The following is a 21378-nucleotide window of genomic DNA, read 5'->3' as shown; positions in this document are numbered from 1 at the left end:
GGGGATAGTGCGAGCAACTTGCAGACCGCCTCAACCCTTTGCCTGCGCCGTGACACGCCACCTGCCCCCGGTTCACTTCCCACTCCCTCTGACGGCCCTGCTGGCGTCGCTCGGTGCGGCCTGGCGCGACCGGCAACAGCTGGACGCGGACGCCAGAGCGGTGCTGGAGGCGCGCTTTCCCGATCGCTCCATCACCCTGACCGACAGCGGCACCTCGGCGCTGGCGATGGCGATCTCGGCAAGCGCCGCGCCAGGGCGAGCGCACCAACCCGTGGTCGCGCTCCCGGCCTACGGCTGCCCCGATCTCGGGACAGCGGCCATTGCCGCCAACGCCCACATCCTGCTCTACGACGTGGAGCCCGATACGCTCCAGCCAGATTTCGCGTCGCTGACTGAAGCGCTCGCGGGTGGCGCGAGCCATGTGGTGGTCATTCACGCGTATGGACGCACGGCCAATCTCGATACGGCGCGTGCACTCGCCGCTGAGACCGGCGCCATCGTCATCGAAGACGCGGCGCAGGGAGCCGACGCCTGCTGGAACGGCGTGTGCGCCGGCAATCTGGCCGACTGGTCCATTCTGAGCCTCGGTCGCGGTAAGGGGTACAATGCTGGCGGCGGTGGCATCCTGCTGGGCCCCACGCCACCAGTGGACGACCCCCTGCCGGTCGATGCGCGTGCGCCGGGGCGGCTGGGGGAACTGCGCCATGCCGTCACCACCGTGATTACGCAGCTGCTGTCGCATCCGACGCTGTACGGCATTCCCGCCGGCATACCGGCGCTCGGACTCGGCGAAACGCGCTACCACGCCCCCGCACCGCCGACGCCCATCAGTCGGAGTGCGCTGGCGCTGCTCGCCACCGCCATCCAGCAGTCGGCACGGGCTGCCGAGGCCCGCCGCCGCCACGAGCGGCAGTATCTGGACGCGCTCGAGGGGTGTCGCGAGGTATCGCTGCCGGCGCCGCATCCGTCATCGCTGTCCGGTGCGCTGCGCGTTCCGGTGCTCGTCGATCCCGGGCGGGCGGCGCAGTTGCACCGACTGGGGGTCGTGCGTTCGTACCCGCGCCCGCTGGATGCGTATCAACAAATCGCCGCGCGCATATTGGGACGCCGCGACATGCCGGGCGCCCGTCAGCTGGCGGCCTTCACGCACACGCTCCCGACCCACCGGCATGTTCGCGAGCAGGACCTTCGCCACATTGTGCGGGTGCTCTCGAAGCAGCCGTAGGCCAATGCACGGCCTCGCGGGTGCGTCACCGATGTGACCGCCTCGCGACCCCTGCCGTCTCTGTCCGTGAGCGTCCGCCACCGGCCAGCGAGGCACCGCTCAGCGCCTCGCGCTGCTCGGAGGACGCGTCTCCCCTAATCGTGTAGCGCATGCCCGTTCCCATTGTCGTTCTGGTCTTCACCGTGGTTGCCGCTGGGTTCGCCTCGACGTGGCGCAGCCTGTTCGTTGCGTGGAACGACTTCTACTCGCATGGCTTCCTGATCGCGCCCTACGGCTTCTGGCTGGTGTGGTCGAGGCGTCATGAGATCGCCCGGCGCGTCTGTCCGTGGTGGGCGATGGTCGGTGTCGCCCTCGCCCTGTCGCTGGGCTGGTTGCTTGGCCAGATCGCGTTGCTGCAGATCGTGCACCAGACCATGTTGCCGCTCATCCTTGCGAGCTGGGCGCTGGCGGTGTTCGGGCGCGGGGCACGTCCGGTGGTGGCCGCGGCCGCGGTTATGCTGCTCCTCGCCGTTCCGTTGCTGACGGCATTCGTGCCGCTCCTCCAGTCGGTCACGGTATCGGCGAATGCCCTGCTGCTGGCCGCCTGGGGACTCAAGGCCGAAATCACGGGTACCTTCATTCGGATCCCGGAAGGGCTATTCGAGGTGGCCGACGGCTGCGCGGGGTCGGCCTTCTTCGCCGCCAGCATCAGCCTGGCCGCCATGTACGTGAGCCTCATGCGCACCTCTCGACAGGCCGCCGTCGTGATCGTGCTGTCGGCGGTGCTGCTGTCCCTGGTGACGAACTGGCTCCGCGTATTCGGGCTCATCCTTGTAGGTCACTGGACCAACATGCAGCACCCCCTGATCAACGACCATGGCTGGTACGGCTGGGTGATCTTTGCGGCGGTGCAGCCCCTTTGGCTGTGGATCGCCGCCAGAGCGGAGCAGCGCTGGCCCCACGCGCCGCACGAGCGCGTCGTGCCGTCGCCGATCGGCCACGTGGACTGGCGGGTGGTCGCCGGCGCATCGCTCGCCTGCCTGACCGGACCGGCGCTGGCGTTGGCGTTACAGGCCAGACCGCGAGCGGCCGCGCCTGCGACGCTCCCGGAGTTCCCGACCGTTGCCCTGGCGAACGCGCCGACAACGGCGCGGCCCGGCCAGTGGACGCCGAGCGCGATTTCCGGTCAGCGACACCTGCAGGCGCTCGTGCGCGACGGCGCGACACCCATACAGATCGACCGGGTCATCTTCACGGACCAGCGGCAGGGTGGCGAACTCATCGGAACGGACCGCCATCTCGGTGACAGCGTGGAGGTGCTGACCGACCAAGTCACCGCGTTCTCCACGCTTCCTATGCGACTTGTTCGTCAGGCCATCGTGCGCCACAGGGACGGGGTCCGGCTGGTGTGGTATTGGTACCGGGTGGCGGGGGTCAGCACCACGCAATCGATGAAGGCCAAGCTGCTCGAGATTCCTGCCGGGATCACCGGCAGCCCGCCGTCGGAGTTCGTCGCCATCAGCACCCCGTGTGGGCCACGGGACTGCGCCGATGCGGCGCGATCGTTGCAGGCGGTGCTCACGCGGCCGTAATCATCCGAGGCGGCGCGGGAGGCGATCTGCGTTACCCGGGCGACCGTCGAGACGGCAGGTCGTCGATATAGCTGAGGAACGTTTGCACCCGCCGCTCCCAGGTGTGCTGTGCCGCCACGGCCTGCCGCGCGGCCCGATCCGCGGGGGTTCGAGCGTTCAGGGCCCGTGCCACACCGTCGGCGAATGCCTCACCACCGTCTGCGATCTCGACCACGGTGGCGTACTTTTTCACCTCGCGCAGGCCGGTGGACACCACCGGAATCCCCGCCGCCAGGTATTCGAGCACCTTCAACGGGTCGACGGCGGCCGTGTGCGCGTTGTGGACATATGGCACCAGCCCCACGTCGAACGCCTGCACGTACGCCGGCAGGACATCGTAGCTGCGGGCACCGAGGAAGTGCGTGCCGTCGGGCCAGGCGGCCGGATCGATCTCCTCCTGATGCATCCCGACCAGCACGATGGACGCCAAGGGAAAACGATTGCGAACGGCCTGGAGCAGCCCGCGGTCGATCACCGGTCCCACGCCACCAGCAAAGCCGATGATGGGTCGCGGCAGGGCGGCCAGCTCCGTCGGCACTTCCCGTGCGGTCGCGAAGTGGGCGTAGTTCACGCCTTGCGGGAGATGCAGCGTGCGGCCCGACGCGGGGCGCTTGCTGTGTGTCAGGCTTTCCGCCGTGGCGATCGTGGCGTCCACCCGCGCGAGCAGTCGCGCCTCGTACGGTACGAGCAGGTTGCGCTCGACGCCCGGCAACTGGTCGTAGTCGTCGAGACAGAGGTACACGGCGGCGCGCTCGCCGAAGGCACCGACGAGATCGGCACCGAGCGGCGTGGCGGTAACGAAAATGGGCGTGCGTCCCGGCGCGACGGCGGCAAGCGCCCGCTCCACGTCGGCGAGAACGACGCCCCGGTTCCAGCGCCTGACCCAATCGACGTTGTGCCATGGCAGGGCGCGCGGATTGATGATCAGGCGCGGGCCCTCCCCGTCAGTGGGCGGCGCCTTCCGCGCCGACAACATCTTCGCGACCTTCGACAGTGCCCGGCGGAAGTCGTACCAGGTCAGTTGCGGCCTTCGGTGACCAAAACTGTTCACCCAGATCACGTCGTGGGAGCGCACGATGCGACGGAAGAGGTGCTGGGTCGTCGATACATGGCGCCCCCAATCGTCAGCGATGACGATCACCGGCGGCTGCGCGCCTGTCGGTGCCTCCGGGTCCTGCGGCCCACGAGCCGCCTCAGCTGATGTGATGGAATCCGGTCCTGACATGATCGCCCGTGAACGTTTCTCTGCCTGTGCGGAGATACGCTGCTATTCTAAACGACATCTCCACCGCCATGCGATCCCGCCCCGATGCCTGACGCCGTGCCCCCGCCCACCGTGCGTGTGGTCGTCCTGTCCAAGCCGCACCCTCTCACGAGCCACCTGCTGAGCAGGCTGGCGGAGCGGCACGCGTTGGCCGGGGTGATCTACGAGGACCGATTCCGCTCGTTGGGAGACCGGCTCCGGTATCTCCGGCGCAACGCCCGACGGGAAGGATGGTGGCACACCGCGTGGGTGCTCGCCTACGAGGTGTTCGATCGGCTGACACGCCCCTCGGCGCTGGGCGACGCGGTGGCCCGGATACTTCCCCCAGCGCGACCGCTGCCCAACGACGTGCCGGTCAGGACAGTCCGATCGCTCAACAGTGCCGAGGCACGCGCACTCATCACCGACTGGGCGCCGGATCTGCTGGTCGTGCACGCCACCGGGATTCTCAACCGGGCGACCTTCGAGCTGGCTCGCGTGGCGGCACTGAACATCCATTGCGGCGTGCTCCCGGAGTATCGCGGACACGCGAGCACCTTCCATGCGCTCGCCCATGGCGACCTCGGCAACCTCGGGGTGACCGTGCACCATGTCGCCCCCACCGTGGACACCGGTGGCGCTGTGGCGGTGGCGCGCGTGCCCTTCGGCCGTGACGACGATGACGTGACCATCTGGTGTCGCGCATTCGCCGCGGGCACCGACGTGGTGCTCCGGCAAATCGACCGGCTGTCCCGCGGCGAGCCCGTCGACGCTGTTCCCTACGAAGGGCAGTTCGGTCCGCACTACCGTCGTCGCGCGCTCCCGGAGCATTTGCGCTTCACCTGGTTCGCCCTCCCGCGACTTCAGCGCCACGCCGGGCAGCACGGGGGACGCTGACGCGATGGGGCTGCAGATCCGACTGGCCCGCCCCGACGACGCCGAGGCCATCGCGCGGCTCAACGCGCGCCTCAGGGCGGGCGGTGTGGACACCACGGTGTATCCGCCGGACGTCGTTCCCGCCGCCCAGCCGGACGAGCCGCGGGAGTCGTACTACGTCGTCGCCGACGGCGATGAGATTCGCGGCAGCGTCTACCTGCGGCGCAGCCGGCTGTGGATGTCCGATCGTTCGATACCGGTGGGATGGATCAAGTATCCGGTGGCCGAAAGCCTGGTGGAGCGACGCTATGCAGGGGTGCCGGCCGCCATGATCATGCACCTCCAACGCGAGTTGCCCACGCTGCTGGCGGTGGGCATGGGTGGCCTGCAGGGACAGTTCGCCAAGCTGCTGCAAGCCCTTCGCTGGTCGGGGGCGGTCGTGCCCACGTACGTGCTCCCTGCCGATCCGCTGGTCGTACTGACGGAACTGCCGCAACTCGCGTCGCGCCCTCGTATCCGGCGCGCCGCATCAGTGCTCCGCCAGTGTGGTGCGGGTCCAATCGCGCGCGGGGCGTTTCGCGCGTGGAGCGCCGTGCGAGGGGCGGGGACCCGGAGCGGTATTCGGGTCTCGCGGCACCGCCATCCCGACGACGGGTGGGACGCGCTCTTTCACCAGCTGCGCGGCAGCTATCCCGCCATCGCAGACCGCAGTCGACGCACGGTGGCGTGGGCGATCCCCTCGTCGGCGCCGGGGGTTGGCTTCTGGACGGTCGAACGGCACGGTCAGCGCCTCGGCTGGTTCGCCGCGCAGCAGTTCGACTTTCGGCGTGCACGCCATCGTCCGTATGGCGCACTGCGCGTGGGGATGCTGCACGACATGCTGGCGGACCCCACCAACGCCAGCACCGTCGTGACAGCAGCGGTTCGCACGTTGATCGAGGGTGGAGCACAATTGCTTGTGGCAAATCACAGCGCACCGGAGTGGCGCCCCGCCTTTCGCGCGGCAGGCTTTCTGGAAGCGCCGCCGTCGTTTGCCTGTCTGGCCTCGCCGGCGCTCGCCAGTGCGCTTGCCGAGGTGGGCCTCACGCCGGCACAGCTCTACGTCACCCGCGGTGATGACGGGGTCATGAACCCCGAGGTCCTTGAATGAGCGCGACCACCGCGACGCCGGACGAGCCGCATGTCGTGCATGTGGTGGAAACACTGGGCATGGGGGGAATGGAGCGTGCCATCGCCACGCTGTGCCGAACGCTGCGAGCACGGCAAATCCGCACGAGCGTGATCGCCATGAAGCAGCTGGGCGCGGTGGCTGAGGAATTGCGGGACATGGGGATCCCAGTGCACCTCGCGGGCGTACCGGTATCACCACCGGACTACTTCGCGTGGCGGCGCCTGGTGCCGGTGCTGCGCGAGGTACGCCCCACCGTGGTTCACACGCACAATTCGGCCCCGCTGATCTACGGTGCGCCGTCCGCCCGCTGGTGCGGCGTACGACGCATCGTGCATACCGACCACGGTCGTGTTCTGCCCGGCAGACGACACATCATGATCGCCGAACGGTGTGCCGCCTCCGTTGTTGGCGCGATGGTCGCCGTCTCCGCCCCGCTGGCGGAGCAACTCGCCGCTCACCTGCACATCGGCCCACACAAGCTGCATGTCATTGCCAATGGCGTGAACGCCGTGGCTCCCGTGACCGCGGCGTTGCGCGAGCAGACGCGATCCCGTTGGTTTGGCCGCACCGACGGGCCCATCGTCGGGCTGGCCGCGAGACTCGTGTGGGAAAAGGGGCTGAACGTCCTCCTCGCCGCGTGGCCGCAGGTGCTGGCGGCGCACCCCCGTGCCCGCCTGCTGATCGGCGGCGACGGTCCCGAGCGAACGGCACTCGAGACGATCGTTGCGCAGCAGGCCCTCGGGGGGTCGGTGCACATGCCGGGGATGGTTTCCGACATGGCGGCGTTCTACAGCGCGCTCGACGTCTTCGTGCTCCCCTCGGTGTCGGAGGGGCTGCCGCTGGCGCTGCTGGAGGCGATGTCGATGGGGCTGCCCATCGTCGCCTCTGCCGTTGGTGGCATGCCGGCGGCGCTGGGCCCATCGCTGGCCGGCATCCTGGTGCCACCGTCGGATGCCGCAGCGCTGGCGCGAGCCCTCTGCGAGACGCTGGACGGCCTGGGACGCGCCGACGGCGCCGTGGCCCTCGGCGCGCGGGCACGCGCGACGTTCACCCGCGAGTTCACGGCCGATGCGATGACATCTGCCTACATGTCGCTCTACGGCCTCACGGTGTGACGCCGTGAGGCGTGACACCTCAGGCCGTCACGCGGAGTCCCGAGGGTTGCCGTTCGACGTACTGGCCATGCCACAGCGAGAACACCATGAGCGCCCACAACGTGCTCTCGTGGTTCGCACGACGGGTGGCGTGCGCCTGCAGCAGCTCGCCGATCGCACTCACGTCGAAGAGTCCCAGCCGCCGCATGCGCGATGCGGACAGCTCGTCCTCCAACGCCGCGCGCATTTCGTTCCGCAGCCACGAGGCAGTTGGTCCGACGAAGCCACGCTTGGGCGCCGTGAAGTGCGCCGGTGTGAGGCGTGGCCGGACCGCTTCACGGAGGACCCACTTCTGCACGGCCCCGCGAATGCGATAGTGATCGGGCAGCGTGAAGAGCCGTTCCACGAGCCGGACGTCGACGAACGGCACGCGCACCTCGAGCGAGTGCGCCGATGACACCCGGTCGCTGAGGGCGAGGATGTCGTCGGGCAGATAGCCGCCGTAGTCGATCCGCAGCGCCGTGCGCAGCGCCCCATCGGCGGTACCGGGTGCCCCGAGCGCGTTGAAGTGTGCGGTGTGGCGATCGCCACGACCTTGTGGGCGCAAGGCGGTGAACTCCGCCGGTCCGAGCCGTCCAACGAAGTCTGCATACCGTTCGACCGGCGTGCCACTGCCGGCGCGGACGAACCGCTTGAGTCGCGTGATCGACAGCGAGCCGTCGCGGGGCTCGGGGATCGCCTGGGCCAGACGGCTCACGCCGCGGCGCAGCAGCGGCGGCACGTGATTCCATTTGTCGGCCAGTGCGAGCCCGCGATGCCGACGATACCCGCCGAACAGTTCGTCTCCGCCAGTTCCGGCCAGTACGACCTTGTACGACGCGGCCACGGCCTGCGACAGAATCCATGTGGGCACGGCCGATTCGTCGGCGAGCGGCTCATCGAGCGCGTGACAGATGGGACGCAGCAGGTCCTGCACCGCCGGCTCCACATCGACTACCGTAAGGGGCAGGCCGTACTGATCGGCGAGCGCCCGTGCCAGCGGCACCTCGTCGGTCCCTTCGGCGCCGCTGCCGTGATAGCGCGCGGTGAAGGCCCGCGACGCGTAGCCCATGCCGGCCATGCCGCTGACCACCGCTGAGGAATCGATGCCGCCACTGAGGAACGCGGCGATCGGTACGTCGGCCACTAGATGCGCGGCGACCGCATCGTCGAGCGCGTCGCGCACGAGTGCGACGACATCGCCCCCCGGATCGGCCGTGCCCGTGGGCAGCTGCCAAAAGCGGCGCAGCTGCGGTGCTTCGCCGCGGTGGATGGTCATGGTGTGCGCGGGTGGCAGCTTCCGCACGTCCCGGAAGATGCTCCATGGGGCCGGGACGTACCCCAGCTGCAGATAGAGATCGAGCGCCTCGCCGTCGATCTCACGTGACGTGGCGCCCACGGCAACCAGCGCCTTGAGTTCCGAGGCGAAGGCCACGAATCCCTGCCCCTCCGCCACGTACAGCGGCTTGATGCCGAAATGATCGCGACCGAGCAGCAGGGTGCCGCGATCGGCATCCCAGATGGCAAAGGCAAACATGCCGCGCAGGTGCTCCACGAGGCGCTCGCCGTGGTCCTCGTACAGGTGCACCAGCACTTCCGTGTCACTGTGCGTGCGCAGCACGTGACCGCGCGCCAGCAGTTGTTCCCGCAGCGCCTGGTAGTTGTAGATCTCGCCGTTCATCACGACACCGATGCGGCCGGTTTCGTTGAAGATCGGCTGATGCCCGCCCGCGAGGTCGATGATGGACAGGCGCCGCATGCCGATGGCGGCGGGGCCGTCGGCCCACACCCCCTCGTCGTCTGGCCCGCGATGCCGCAGTGCATCGCACATCGCCCCGACAAGGGCGGCGTCTCCGGCGCGCTGGCCGTCACGCCACAGCAATCCTGCTATCCCGCACATGGTCGTCTTCTCTCAGGGAATGAGCCGGACCACGAGCGGCCCCAGGCGATTGGCCACCGGCAGCGGCAGGCGACGCCAGACGCGCGGGGCATACGACATCATGCCCGATTCGGGGTTAGGGGTGGCCGTGCGCCCGCCCTTGGCCGCCTGATACCAGTGCAGCATCTCGTCGTGCCCGCCCCACTGCAGCTTGAACTTGTGGGTGCTGGCACCGGGGGTCGATCGCCCGAAGTTGAAACGGGTACACCCTGCCGCCAGGGCCCGCTGCATGAACTCCCAATACAGCAGCATGTTCGGCGCCACGCGGTTGTAGGCGCGCAGTGACGACGCCCAGGTGATCTCGAACTCCTGATCCCAGCGAAATCCCATGCCGCAGGCGATCGGGGCGCCGTTGAGATAGGCGACCCCAACCCACGCCTCGTCGCCAAAGGTATCGGCCAGGGCCTCGAAGAGACGAACGCCGTGGGTGGGAGTGCCGAGGTCGCGCATATGCGACGAAAACACGCGATGGAAGTCTGCCACACAGTCGCGGCCGAACCGCACGGTCACGCCTTCCTTCTGCGGACGGCGAACCTGGCTCCGCAACTTGGCGGGAAACCCCTTGAACAGCGCCTCGGGGGTTTCGGGCAACGGCAGAATGACGGCAACCTTGCGATGCGACGCCGGAAGGTCGATTGGCTGGACAGTGCGACTGCGCAGCTCGAGCAGGTCCACGTGATCAGTGCCCGCCAAGCGCACGGCCTCGGCCACGAGCGCCTGCACGACGTCATCGGGACCGAGCGCCCCCCCGTGGTTCACGAAGGGCATCGAGACCAGGAAATGCCCGAACAGGGGACTCCGAATGCGCATGAGGGGGAGCACGCCCCGTAAACGTCCCTGCGCGTCGCACGCGGCAAGACGGCAGTCCTCGTGTCCCAGCACGTCGCGGAAGACGCGTGACCACCCTGAGAGATGGAAGTGCGTCCATGATGGTTGGGCACGCACGAACGCATCCCACGCACCATCATCGGCAAAGCCGCGCACGATGCGCCAAGGCGACGACACGGCGTCGATCGACATCAGGCCGCTACCAAGTCGTTGGCGCGATAGTGCCGCACCGAGGTAAAGGAGGCCGACGCCAGCAGGGCATCGAGTCGCGCGTGTGCGGTCGCGAGCCCGCTGTAGTGACGAATGCGCGTCAGCCACCCAGCGGCGAGGCGCGGCTGGTCCGGATCGATCTCCCAGGGATGGATGTAGCACATCGCCGGAGCGTGGCGCGCGGCCGCTTCCCGGACCGCCCGATGCATGAGCGCCGGAGGCAGCATGCGCAGATAACCACCGCCGGCGCCCGGCAGCCGCATGGAACCGAACGAGGCGGTGGCAAGCGGATACTGATGCAGGGGGCCGCTGGGTGTTGGGATCACGTAGGGATCGCGCGGAGCGCCCGGGTTGCCGTACCCCGGACGCACGATGGGAAAGGCGCTGGAATCGTAGGTGAAGCCTTCTTCGACGAGAATCTCCCATGCCCACTCGACACCGGGCACGATGGAGAACGACGGAGCACGGTAGCCCGTGATTGCTTCGCCGGTGACCGCCTCGAGCACCGCCTTCGACCGACGTAGGTCCTCACGAAACGCGTCCGGGGTCAGCGTGGTCACCCGACGATGCCAGAAGGAGTGTGAAGCCACCTCGTGGCCGGCCCTGGCGATGTCGCGCACCAACTCCGGAAAACGTTCCGCTACCCAGCCGAGCGTGAAGAACGTGGCCTGTGCATCGTGCTTGGCCAACAGGTCGAGCAGACGGCGGGTGTTCGTGTCGACGCGCGTGGGGAAACGATCCCAGGTGGCGATCGGGGCGATCGTCTCGAAGGCGCTGACCTGGAAGTAGTCCTCCACATCCACGCTGAAGAGATGCTGCGGGCGGGTGGTCATCAGGTGCGCCGAATCGCAGCCGGCCACGGCAGTGCCGCGTCCGTGAGCCTGATCCCGAAGCACGCCGCGTCGGTCGCCGTCGCGGCTGGCTCCGGATCGAAGCCGAGGGAAGGATACAGATCCGCCACGACGCTGTTGCGCGGCCCCGGCACGAATTCGCCGAGCAGCCGCGTGCAGCCCCACGCACGCGCGACATCCGCGGCAAACGACAGAAATGCGTGCTCGGCACGGCGATTCATGACGCGACAGCTCATCACGAACACCTCGATCCGGGCGGTCTCGTCGTGGCGAGCCAGCACGGCCGCCGCGATGATACCCTGGTCCCCGAAGCGATCCGCGAGCCGCATGTGCAGTACGCGATGCGTGTCCGGCGTGGCCATCCACTCCGTCACCTGGGCCTCGGACGGGCGGCGCAACGTAAGGTTGAACTGATTGGTCTTGGCGATCAGCTGCGCCACGCGCTGGCGCTCCAGCGCCGTGGTGGCCATGGCCTGTGCCGTCAGGTCGAGCGACGCGAGATACTCCTCGACCGTACCGTATGCACTCGCCACCATCTGCCGTTCACGTTCCTCCGCGTACTGGCTGGCCCGGCGCAGGTCTTCGGCCGAGGCGGCCAACTGGTCGAACCACGGCGCCGCAGCCAGTGCACGAGGCAGCGACCCCCACGGTTCGACGTCGATCACGTGCACCGCGGGGAGCCTCGACTGCACTTCCGCCCGCTCGACGGGGTTGTCGTCGAGAAACACGAACGCGTCGAGTCCAAGCCCCAGCTGTTCGGCCATCCGCGCGATACCGACAGACTTCGGCTCCCAGCTCACGGCGTGGGCCGCGAAATCATCCCACCGCAGCAGGAACTCGGGGTGCCGCGCAAAGGCGTCGCGTGCGACCACTTCGTCGTTCTTGCTTGCGATGGCGAGCAGGACACCGCGGTCGCGCAGTCCACGGGCGTGGCGTTGTACCGCCTTGAACACGTTGCCCGGATAGTCGTCGCCCACCTTGAGCGCCTCGACGCCATCGTCGCCGACCACCCCACCCCACAGGGTGTTGTCGAGATCCAGCACCAGCACCTTGGCCGATGGCTGAACGGCCGCGCGAACGGTTCGCGCGAGATGCTGCGCCGTCGCGGGATGATGCGCCGCCGCCACGGGGATGCGCCCGAGAAACCACAGACGATCATCGCGCCACGCGCCGGCGCCGTGGGCCGCTACCAGTCCGGCATAATCCCAGACATAGGCGCCACCAACCGCCGATACCGACTCACGCAGCGCGTGATTCGCCGCCGCGAAGGCCTCCTGGCGCGACGCCGCGACCGAGGCATCCCCCACGCCGAATGGCGACGGTGCCACTGGCGCAAAGTTGGCCACCAGCGTGGTCCAGCGGGCGCCCGCCCCGTCGCCGGCTCGCGCCTGCAGCAACGCGGAGAGGCGCTGGACGAGCGCATCGAAGGCGGAGCGCAACGACGCTCCGCTGGCATCGACGACCCGGATGGCGGCGTCAGGGCTCATGTCCTCGAGCCGCAGGGCCACGACGACCACCTCGGGCTGGAACGCGTGCAATGCACTCGACTCATCGAGCCACAGCGACTCCACCTCGCCGTACCCGCCAATGAACAGGTCGACATCCACGCCCAGTCGGCCAAGCTCGACTCGCAGGAAGGGCTCGATGAATCCCAGCGTGTACGACGCCAGCAGTGCGACGCGCAACGGGCGCGGGCCGCTGCGGGCCTTGAGCTCACGCGCCAGACGATGGTACGCCGCGGCATCGGTGAATGGGGGCCCGTGGCGAAGCAACGTCACCTCGCCGGGTGCTGAATCAGCCACGGGCGGCGATGACCCGCTGTACCACCGCACCGACGGTCCGTAATTCCATCAGCTCGTCGGGCTCGAACTGCACCCCACACGCGCCTTCGATGGCCAGCATGAGGTTGATGTGCGTCAGCGAGTCCCATGAGGGAATCGTGTCGGGAGACGCGTCGTCGGAAAGCCGTTCGTGCGGAACACCAAGGACACTGGTGAAGACTGCGCGAACCTGAAGGGCCGTACTCTCGCTCATCTGCAGGGCAAAGGAATGGTCAAGACGGGGGCGTCACACCGGCAGCCGATGTGGCCGCGCGACGATCCACGAGATAGCGACGAATCGCGCCGTACCGGCGAACCCCGAGCGAACGGCGCACCAGCGACAGGGTGGCCAGCCGCAGCGATTCGCGTGACAGCTTCCCCGGAAGGTCGGTCACCATGGCGTCGAATGCCTCCGGCTGCGTATCGCGGCGTACCGTGTACCGACCGAAGACGCCACGACGCCGTTCCGCGTCACCGTTCGCGTGCCAGCGGCTTGTGGCGATGTACTGGTATCCACTCCCTTCCAGCAGATGGCGATAGCGCCGCTGCGGCCAGTCGCCATTGGGCAGGGCGAGGGTCATGACCGGTGCGCCCACGTTGTCCTCGATCTCGCGACGACTGTCCGCCAGTTCGTGCATCACCGCGGCCGCGTCGAGCGTCGACAGGAAGGGATGGGTCTGCGTGTGCGACTGGATGGACCAGCCACCGGCCTGCAGTTCGCGCAGCTGCGACCATGTACAGTACCCCGTACGTCCCACCCACGCCGGCACCACAAAGACGGTGGCGGTCATGCCCGCCTCGGCGAAGAGTGGGAAGGCCACCTCGTAGTTGGACCGCTGCGCGTCGTCGAAGGTGATGGCCACGCCTGGCGACTCGGCGCCGTCGCCGAGCACAGCCTCGAGCGAACGCCCGGCGATGGCGCGGTCCCGCAACCACGCCAGCTGCCGCGCCAGCGCCAGTGCCGGCACGGCGAAGTAGTCGGCATCCTCGTGGCGCGCGGGCGTGGCGTGGTACATCAGGGCGGCCCAGTGTCGTGACACCTCAGCCTCCTGGCGTCAGTCCGGCAGGGACGGCGATCGGCGCCGCCCGTGCGCGCCGCCGTGACGAACGCCCGGGACGAGCGCGCCCCACGAATCGGGCCGCTGGCGGCACCGTGCGCAGCGCAATGCCGAGCGCGGTAAGCAGCATGACCATCGGGCTATAAGTGGCGCTCAGGAATACCGCGCCCACCATAAATGTGATGACAGCCACCGCGACCGTCTCCACCTGTCGCTGATACTGCAACTCCTCGTCCGATCGCGGCGGATAGGCCCGCACGCGCCACCAGAGGGTCACACTCGGCACCAACATGCCGAGCAGGCCGAGAAAGCCTGGAAGCCCGAGCTCCGCAAGACTTTCGACGTACATGTTGTGGGCCGCCGACCATTTCCAGCCTGCGTTACGCCCAAGCTCTTCGCGACCGTAGCGCCCTTCCGCCTGACCGAACTGTCCGGCACCGACCCCCGTGAGCGGTCGGGACAGGAAGTAGCCGAAGCCTCGCTTCCAGATCTTGGTGCGTCCCGTTTCGTCAGTGATGTTGTAGTCCTGGCTGACAGTGCCCAGGGTGCTGAGGCGCTCGATGTACTTCTGCGGCGCCAGCAACAGCGCGGCCGCTACGGCCGGGAACATGGCGAGGCGCAGCCACATGGGCACGGCGCGGCGCGCCAGCACCAGGGACATGATCACCATGACGGCAAAGGAGATCGCTCCGCCGCGCGAATATGTACGGATGATGACGTACATGCCCAGCACGAGACCGGCGAGTCCCGCCACGCGCCACACGATCTGCTTGTCACGCAGGGCCCAGAGCGAGGCGGCACCGCACGCCGCCATCACCAGCGCCAGATCATTCGGGTCGTAGCTGCCCGCAAGCGTGGTGCGCGCGCCGTCGGCGCCATTGAGCACGACGCCGAACCCGGCGGCGATGAGCACGCCCATGAGGATCTGCATCACCACCATGCTGCGAAGGAGGCGGCTGATGTCCCCGACCCCGCGCACGGCCACCACCATGATGAGGATGAAGGGCACGGTACGCGTCACGAACGCGAATGCGATGGCGAGCGTGTCACTGCGCAGCAGCGACAACGGCAGCGAGAGGTACAGCGCCGCGCTGAAGACGACGAGCGCCTTGCCCACGGGCGTGGCCCAGCTGCGTCGTACAACCGTCAACGTCGGACCGGTGAGCAGGACGATCACGCCAAGGCCGAGCAGGATCTTGCCGGCGGGGATCGTGCCTTCGCCCACGGCGTCGTGGAGACGGCCCACGATGGCGAGCACGATGCCGATGGACAGCACGGACGCCATGGTCCACGCGGAAGGAGCACTCGCGCGGAAGGCGCCGCGGCCCACACCAGAACGTACGGCCGGAAACCGCCCGCGCGGCCGTCCGGGGGCCGGCGCGGGCGCCACCTGACGGGACGGGGGCGATGGTGCCGTCACTGCCCTACCGTCCGCCGATGCGGAAGATCATGACAGGAATGGTGCGCAACATGATTCGGACGTCTTCGGCAACGGATTGCCGCTGCATGTACTGGATGTCGAACGCGACCTTGCGCCGCACGTCGTCGAGATCGGTATCGTAGGGGTTCGACACCTGCGCGAGTCCGGTGATTCCGGGCTTCACGCGCTGGCGCACCGGATAGTCGGTGATCTGCTCCCGCAACCGGACGAAGATGCTCGGCCGTTCCGGGCGAGGACCGACGATGTTCATGTCGCCACGCAGCACGTTGAACAGCTGCGGCAGCTCGTCGATGCGCGACTTGCGGATGATCCCGCCGATCGCCGTGACGCGATCGTCGTTCTGCTTGGCCCAGACCGCCTGCCCATTCACTTCCGCATCGACGCGCATCGAGCGGAACTTGTAGATAGTGAACGGGGTGCCTCCGAGGTCTTCTCGGCGCCGTTCGTTGAGCGCACGCGTGCGATTCCAACGGCGGTCAAGACCGACGCGTACCTGCGTGTAGAACACCGGCCCGCGGGAACTCAGGCGGATGAGCATGGCCGTGAGTAGCATGATCGGCAACGAGGCCGTGAGCATGAGCAGCGCCACCGTCACGTTGAAGGCGCGGCACGCGATCTCCGACCGGTGTCGCGGTTCGAAGTCGTCGCCCGGGCCGGTCATGGACAGTTCCTCGGTGGCTGAACCCTCTCCCGCCGACTGAGTACCGGCGACACGCAGCGACACGCGCTTGACTCCCGAGAACAGAAAGGACGATCCTCCGTGATCCACCATATGCACCGTGCTCAGTCCTGACGGCTGTAATACCATTGTATGAACTGCAATGCGGCGAAAAAGAGGGACGAAGCCACGAAGGCGAGCTGAACGACGAGCCCCCAATTGATCTTGCGCTGCTGCGAGAATCGCACTTCATCACCGCTCTGGATGTCCACCTCTTCCAGCGTACTGCCGTCCTTCACGATACGCTTGGCGGCCTTCGCGTCGAGAAGTCTTGTAGCGCCACGACTGGCCTGGAACTGATCGATCTTGGCGTCGGGGAGCGGTCCGCCCGCAAGCATGAGCAGATCGCTGACGGGACGGTCCGGCGCGGCATAGTAGATGCCCGGACGCAGGACGGCGCCGAGCACCGACACGCGCGTCAACACGCTGGTGCGCACGGTCGCGTTGCGGACGTATCGGGCGACGTGGGTGTTGATGTGCGCCTCCAGCTCGGATCGCAAGACGCCGGCCACCGACACCTCGGGAAGGTTGAGCACGAGCACGCGCAAGCTGTCGCGCACCAGCACCGTATCGATGCGCACGCTGTCCATGCGCACCGACACCACAAAGCGGTCACCCACGCGGAAATCGCCCGTCTGCAGACGCTGCTGAATGACGGACATTTCGCGTCGCACCCGTCCCAGCGCGCTCCCGCGTGAGGCGTTTTGGCGACTCTGCAGCTCCGCGACCCGCGTGGTGAGCTCGTCGCGCGTGGCACGCTGCGGCCCCGCCGCGACGATGTCCTGTGCGTTGGCCCGGGTCCCGGTTGTGGCCAGCATGGCCGCAACGACAAGGACGCGAGCCACCACGGCTCGGCCGGATACTGCGACGATTGGACTCCGTGGCGTTCGAATGGTCAGCATGGTGCGGGCAACAGAGTGCATCATCACGACCGCCCGCTGGGCAGCGCCGTGGTCTTGCGCGTGCTTTCCGGGAGACGCTCCATGGGCTCGTCCTTCGCCTCGTACTCCTGATAGTACGAATAGTACTGGTAGGCGCCCTTGAGTTCGATGCCATTCAGGATGGCTCCCATTACCCGGACCGGGAGCGTATCGACCACGGCCATCTTGGCTTCGGCCATCTTGCGATCGGTGACGCCGACGCGCATCACGAGCGCCATGTTGCCGGTGGCCGTGGCCAGCGCATAGGCATCGAATCCGGCGCCCAGGGGCGGGGAGTCAACGATGACGACATCGTACTCGGCGGCCATCTGACTCACCAACTGGGTCAGGCGCGGCGTGGCCAGCAGTTCCGGCGCCTTGCGGCGACGAGCCCCAGCGGGCAGCACCGTCAGATTCGGGTGCGCCTCGACCGGATGCAGCACCTCGGCAATGAGGGCCGTGCCGTCAAGATACTCGACCAGCCCCGGCTTCGAGGGGATGCTGAAGGTCTTGGCGAGTTCGCCGCGCCGGATGTCCCCATCGATGAGCAGGGTGCGAGCGCCGGACTCCGCGAAACTGAGGGCCAGGTTGCTCGACACCAAGCTCTTGCCATCGCCGGGTCCCGGGCTGGTGATGGTCATGGTGAGCGGGCGCCGTGGGTCGGCCGCATAGCGCACGTTCATGCGCACGGTGCGGAAGGCCTCCACCACCTGTGCCGCCTGATCCGACCTGCTGCGACGCCCCTTGGATGACACCACCGGCACGGCGCCGAGGACGTAGAGCCCCAGATCACCGGTGACCTGCTCCGGGTACCGGAAGCGGCGATCGGTCTGGTCCAGCACAATGGCCAGGAGGACCCCCAGCACGAACATCGCGCCGGTACAGGCGAGAATGAGTACGGGGGCCGTGTTGCGCGTCGGACTCAGCGGCGGTACGGCACCGTCCAGGATGCTGACATCGGGAATGGTGGCCGCCTCGGCCAGCTTGGCTTCTGCCGCCTTGAGGTTGAGGCTCTTGTACATCTCTTCGCTGACCTCGACCTGCCGCTTGAGGCGCTGCTCTTCGATGGTTCGGGTCGGAATGGTGCGCAGGTCACGACTGCTCCGTTCAATGCTGGCCGTGAGCCCCTGTTCGCGCTGCCGCAACTGGCCGAGATAGGCGTCGAGCGCCGCCGGCACGGTGACGGTGCGCAACGTGGTCAGCGCAGACTGTGCTTCCTTGACCTTCGAGAACTCATCGGTGTAGCTCTCGCGCAGTTGGCGAAGGGCATACTCCCGGTCGGCCTGATCCTTGAGCACGTTGCGCAGATTTTCCGCGGCAGGATCGGCATTCACGTTGGGCACCGAGAGCACGGCTTCCCGCGTGATGGGCTCGCCGCGACGGGACCCCTCCAAAATACGGTCGAGTGCTTCTCGGTCGCGCTGATAGGCGTCGGCCTGGATCTTGTCCCGGAAGTAGTTCTCGAAGACCGGACTGTTGGTCATCTCGATGCCGGGCTGAATCGTCTGCCGTTCCGTGGGTTCCGTGACCGTGCGTACGCGAAAGCCTTCCAGCGCCGATTCCGCGGCCGCCAGGTCTCGTGCCGCATACTCCCGCTGTCCCTCGAGGATGGCGGCCACCGACGTGACGTTTTTCTTCTTGAGCGCAGTGGCGGTGGCGACGAACTGCTCGACCCACGCATTGAGGGTGGTGGCAGTGCGCTGCGCATTGCTGCCGCGAAGCGAGATGGACAGGAACGAGGAGCCGTCCACCAGATTCATCTGCAACTTCTTGATGAGCGCAATGGAGGCTTCGCGCGGCGTCTGCACGCTGAAACCGATTTCATCGCGGTTGCCGAGGGCAGCGGTTGTGGGCTGCCAGATGAAGCCCACACGGGCGCCGATGGAATCCCCCACGGCGCCCTGCTCCACTTCCAGCCCCTCCGCCGTATTCAGGACATAGCGCGGCCCGTTCACCTTGAGCACATAGCGGCCGGGGCGGAGCGACTGCTGCTCGCTGACCCGGAACGAGCGGAAGAGGGTACTGTCTGCGTCGCGTGTCGGCTGGACGAAGAGGGCGAGGCTGTTCACCACCGGATCTGACACGGCAAACGACCGCATCAGATCCTGCCATCCCGACGCCTTCAGCAGTTCTTCCGCCTGAATGGGGCCTCGATTCTCCCCTCCGACGGCCGTACCCTGCTCGAGCAGCACGGTCGCCTGCACCTCGTACTCGGGCGTGATGTACCGGGTGGCGCCTACGCCGAGCCCCACCCCAAGCGCCGTCAGCAGCAGGATGAGCCACTTGAAGCGGTTGAGGGCTGCCAGATAGCGTCCAAGCGTGGGACCCTTGGGCTCGTGGGACGGCTCGTGCTCGCTACCCCAATCAGCAGGAGGCGGCCCCTCCTGATGAGGGGCCGGCGCAAGGTCTCGTGATTCTACAGGCTGGATCTGCTGTCCGGACATTGAGATGACGGCGTAGGGAACTGGCGCAACAATCGTGCTAATGACGGCCCAGAAATCTCGTCCGCAACACGGTGCTGCGTAAGCGCACGGATTGCGCGGCACGCAGGCAACAGATACGTGACCTTTTGGCCACTGTTGCAGTCACGACACGACAACTGTAGTGAAGAAGCCACGGAAATACATTGACGCGCAGTACGCATCAGCGTATCTCGGTGGCAGTGGCGCGGTGCGCGGACGCACCGGTGCCACCGTTCATCTTTGTTATGGTAAGGGCGCGACGCCATGTATCGAACTGCTGCACCGCTGTTCAGGACGCCGACGGCGGCCCCAACCGTGGGGTCCGCGTGCACCGTCGTCGAAGGTGGTAATCGACTCCCTACGCAATGACCGGTCCATTTCTCCCCGACTCCGGCACCGCCGTCATTCCTCAAAAGGGAACGGGCCTGCGCATTCTGGTGGTTGACGACGACCGGACCTTGCGGGAAGGGTGCGTGTCCGTACTACAGATGGACGGACACAGCGTGGTCAGCACCGGACGCGGCGAGGAGGCCCTCGAGCTCGTCCGGCGCCGTCGGTTCGACCTGCTTCTGGTGGACCTCTTCCTGAACAATGTGTCAGGCATGGAGGTGCTCAAGGCAGCCGTCGAGGCCCACACGGGGATCATTGTCGTCGTCATGACCGGCAACCCGTCGGTACAGTCGAGCATCGACGCCCTCCGCGCTGGCGCGTGGGACTATCTGCCCAAGCCGTTCTCGGCCAGCCATCTGCAGGTGCTGGTCGGGCGCGCCGCCCATGCGGCGGCGGCCGCGCGCGAACCCCGGGAGAGTATCAAGCCCTCTGCCCTCTTGACGCAGAACGGCGCGGGCGAGTCGATGGAACTCCTCGGTGTCTCGCCGTCCTTCCGCAAGGCCGTTGAACTGGCCCAGAAGGTGGCGGCCACCGATGCCAGCGTGATGATCAGCGGCGAGAGCGGCACCGGCAAGGAGATGATCGCGCAATTCATCCATAAACACAGCCGTCGTGCCCAGCGTAAGCTGGTGCCCGTGAACTGTGCGGCGCTGCCGGATAACCTGCTTGAGTCCGAGATGTTCGGCTATCGCAAGGGCGCCTTTACCGGGGCCGATCGTGACAAGGCCGGCCTCCTCGAGGTGGCCAATGGCGGCACGCTCTTTCTCGATGAACTGACCGAGATGACGATGCCGCTCCAGGCCAAGCTGCTGCGTGTACTCCAAGATGGCGTGGTGCGACGGCTGGGCAGCGAGACGCAGGACGCGGTCGTGGACGTCCGGTTCATCAGCGCCACCAACCGGGACCCGCAGGAGAGTGTGCAGCAAGGGATCCTGCGCGAGGACCTCTTCTATCGGCTGCGCGTTGTGCCCATCAAGCTCCCGCCCCTGCGGAAGAGACTTGAGGATATCCCGCTCTTGGCGGACTTCTTCCTCAAGCGCTCCTGGGAGCGTCACCGCGCCAGCGGTGCGCCGGCGCCCGTCTTCGAGGCGGAGACCATCGCCTTTCTGCAGTCGTGCCCATGGCGGGGCAACGTACGGGAGTTGCAGAACGTCATCGAGCATCTGGCCGTGATCGTCGATGCGGGGCGCAGCATCACTCCCGACGACATTCCCGTGTACGACGACCGCGCGATGGAGGAAACGGCCGAGCCGGGACTCCCGAGCGGCATCATGAATGGGGCCTTCCACCTTGCCAAGGACACCCTCATCACGCACTTCGAGAAGGAGTACCTGCTGCGTCTGACGACGCGCGCGGGCGGCAACATGTCGAAGGCGGCGCGTCTCGCCGGCATTGATCGGACCACGCTCTATCGCCTGATGGAGAAGCACGGCTTCACGCGTGACGCGCTTTCGGGTACCGCCGAGTGATGTTTTCCCTCCCG

At 67.4% G+C, this 21378-nt stretch carries 17 protein-coding genes; 6 read left to right on the top strand and 11 right to left on the bottom strand.

Going from position 1 to position 21378, the window contains the following annotated elements:
• Positions 1-49: 49 nt before the first annotated feature.
• The gene (locus O9271_RS05805) at positions 50-1225 is read left to right on the top strand and encodes a DegT/DnrJ/EryC1/StrS family aminotransferase (RefSeq protein ID WP_298267028.1); all 1176 of its coding nucleotides are present in this window, start codon (positions 50-52) and stop codon (positions 1223-1225) included.
• A 149-nt stretch (positions 1226-1374) separates the two neighbouring features.
• Positions 1375-2796 carry an exosortase C-terminal domain/associated protein EpsI gene (locus tag O9271_RS05800; RefSeq protein ID WP_298267026.1) on the top strand — a complete coding sequence of 474 codons (1422 nt, stop codon included), beginning with the start codon at positions 1375-1377 and terminating at the stop codon, positions 2794-2796.
• Positions 2797-2827: 31 nt separating this feature from the next.
• On the opposite strand, the gene O9271_RS05795 is transcribed toward O9271_RS05800, so the two are convergent.
• Entirely contained in the window at positions 2828-3976 is a 1149-nt protein-coding gene (locus O9271_RS05795; protein ID WP_298267022.1) for a glycosyltransferase, read from the bottom strand.
• Between the two features lie 168 nt (positions 3977-4144).
• Here O9271_RS05795 and O9271_RS05790 point away from each other — a divergent pair, with 168 nt between their 5' ends.
• From O9271_RS05790 to O9271_RS05780, 3 genes are read left to right on the top strand one after another with little or no spacing between them, the layout of a single operon-like run.
• Entirely contained in the window at positions 4145-4975 is an 831-nt protein-coding gene (locus tag O9271_RS05790; RefSeq protein WP_298267019.1) for a formyl transferase, read from the top strand.
• A gap of 4 nt (positions 4976-4979) precedes the next feature.
• A complete protein-coding gene (locus O9271_RS05785) occupies positions 4980-6104 on the top strand; it encodes a hypothetical protein (RefSeq protein ID WP_298267017.1) in 1125 nt (374 codons plus the stop codon).
• Positions 6101-7240, top strand: coding sequence for a glycosyltransferase (locus O9271_RS05780; RefSeq protein ID WP_298267015.1), 1140 nt, complete (start codon positions 6101-6103; stop codon positions 7238-7240). The genes O9271_RS05785 and O9271_RS05780 overlap by 4 nt, the downstream gene beginning before the upstream one ends.
• Positions 7241-7259: 19 nt before the next feature.
• Here the strand turns inward: O9271_RS05780 and asnB are convergent, their stop codons facing one another.
• The 10 genes from asnB to O9271_RS05730 all read right to left on the bottom strand — a co-directional run bounded on the left by asnB (position 7260) and on the right by O9271_RS05730 (position 19487).
• Entirely contained in the window at positions 7260-9158 is a 1899-nt protein-coding gene (gene asnB / locus O9271_RS05775) for an asparagine synthase (glutamine-hydrolyzing) (RefSeq protein WP_298267012.1), read from the bottom strand.
• A gap of 12 nt (positions 9159-9170) precedes the next feature.
• Positions 9171-10217, bottom strand: coding sequence for a FemAB family XrtA/PEP-CTERM system-associated protein (locus O9271_RS05770; protein ID WP_298267010.1), 1047 nt, complete (start codon positions 10215-10217; stop codon positions 9171-9173).
• Entirely contained in the window at positions 10217-11068 is an 852-nt protein-coding gene (locus O9271_RS05765) for an XrtA system polysaccharide deacetylase (protein ID WP_298267008.1), read from the bottom strand. The genes O9271_RS05770 and O9271_RS05765 overlap by 1 nt, the downstream gene beginning before the upstream one ends.
• On the bottom strand, positions 11068-12864 hold the full coding sequence (locus O9271_RS05760; protein ID WP_298267006.1) for an HAD-IIIC family phosphatase: 1797 nt from the start codon (positions 12862-12864) through the stop codon (positions 11068-11070). The genes O9271_RS05765 and O9271_RS05760 overlap by 1 nt, the downstream gene beginning before the upstream one ends.
• Positions 12865-12880: 16 nt before the next feature.
• Complete coding sequence (locus tag O9271_RS05755; protein WP_298267003.1) at positions 12881-13120, bottom strand: acyl carrier protein; 240 nt, start codon at positions 13118-13120, stop codon at positions 12881-12883.
• 19 nt (positions 13121-13139) lie between these two features.
• Complete coding sequence (locus O9271_RS05750; protein ID WP_298267001.1) at positions 13140-13946, bottom strand: polysaccharide deacetylase family protein; 807 nt, start codon at positions 13944-13946, stop codon at positions 13140-13142.
• Between the two features lies 1 nt (position 13947).
• Positions 13948-15249, bottom strand: a complete 1302-nt coding sequence (locus O9271_RS05745) for an O-antigen ligase family protein (protein WP_298266999.1) — start codon at positions 15247-15249, stop codon at positions 13948-13950.
• Between the two features lie 139 nt (positions 15250-15388).
• Positions 15389-16066 carry a sugar transferase gene (locus O9271_RS05740; RefSeq protein ID WP_298266997.1) on the bottom strand — a complete coding sequence of 226 codons (678 nt, stop codon included), beginning with the start codon at positions 16064-16066 and terminating at the stop codon, positions 15389-15391.
• A 122-nt stretch (positions 16067-16188) separates the two neighbouring features.
• Entirely contained in the window at positions 16189-16968 is a 780-nt protein-coding gene (locus O9271_RS05735; protein WP_298266995.1) for an SLBB domain-containing protein, read from the bottom strand.
• 80 nt (positions 16969-17048) lie between these two features.
• A complete protein-coding gene (locus O9271_RS05730; RefSeq protein WP_298266993.1) occupies positions 17049-19487 on the bottom strand; it encodes a polysaccharide biosynthesis tyrosine autokinase in 2439 nt (812 codons plus the stop codon).
• Positions 19488-19870: 383 nt separating this feature from the next.
• On the opposite strand from O9271_RS05730, the gene O9271_RS05725 reads away from it, so the two are divergent.
• Positions 19871-21364 carry a sigma-54 dependent transcriptional regulator gene (locus O9271_RS05725; RefSeq protein ID WP_298266991.1) on the top strand — a complete coding sequence of 498 codons (1494 nt, stop codon included), beginning with the start codon at positions 19871-19873 and terminating at the stop codon, positions 21362-21364.
• Positions 21365-21378 lie beyond the last annotated feature (14 nt).

The organism is Gemmatimonas sp. (assembly GCF_027531815.1).
Taxonomy (GTDB): Bacteria; Gemmatimonadota; Gemmatimonadetes; order Gemmatimonadales; family Gemmatimonadaceae; genus Gemmatimonas.
Note: the sequence above shows the minus strand (reverse complement) of the source record. Positions and strands in the feature narration are given on the sequence as shown.

Bases quoted from the DNA above. Each gene is read 5' to 3' on its own strand.
- O9271_RS05790 (WP_298267019.1), top strand. From the start codon at position 4,145: ATGCCTGACGCCGTGCCCCCGCCCACCGTGCGTGTGGTCGTCCTGTCC.
- O9271_RS05725 (WP_298266991.1), top strand. From the start codon at position 19,871: ATGACCGGTCCATTTCTCCCCGACTCCGGCACCGCCGTCATTCCTCAA.
- O9271_RS05745 (WP_298266999.1), bottom strand. From the start codon at position 15,249: ATGGCGTCCGTGCTGTCCATCGGCATCGTGCTCGCCATCGTGGGCCGT.
- O9271_RS05730 (WP_298266993.1), bottom strand. From the start codon at position 19,487: ATGTCCGGACAGCAGATCCAGCCTGTAGAATCACGAGACCTTGCGCCG.
- O9271_RS05740 (WP_298266997.1), bottom strand. From the start codon at position 16,066: ATGACCGGCCCGGGCGACGACTTCGAACCGCGACACCGGTCGGAGATC.
- O9271_RS05770 (WP_298267010.1), bottom strand. From the start codon at position 10,217: ATGTCGATCGACGCCGTGTCGTCGCCTTGGCGCATCGTGCGCGGCTTT.
- O9271_RS05765 (WP_298267008.1), bottom strand. From the start codon at position 11,068: ATGACCACCCGCCCGCAGCATCTCTTCAGCGTGGATGTGGAGGACTAC.
- O9271_RS05755 (WP_298267003.1), bottom strand. From the start codon at position 13,120: ATGAGCGAGAGTACGGCCCTTCAGGTTCGCGCAGTCTTCACCAGTGTC.
- asnB (WP_298267012.1), bottom strand. From the start codon at position 9,158: ATGTGCGGGATAGCAGGATTGCTGTGGCGTGACGGCCAGCGCGCCGGA.
- O9271_RS05785 (WP_298267017.1), top strand. From the start codon at position 4,980: ATGGGGCTGCAGATCCGACTGGCCCGCCCCGACGACGCCGAGGCCATC.
- O9271_RS05780 (WP_298267015.1), top strand. From the start codon at position 6,101: ATGAGCGCGACCACCGCGACGCCGGACGAGCCGCATGTCGTGCATGTG.
- O9271_RS05800 (WP_298267026.1), top strand. From the start codon at position 1,375: ATGCCCGTTCCCATTGTCGTTCTGGTCTTCACCGTGGTTGCCGCTGGG.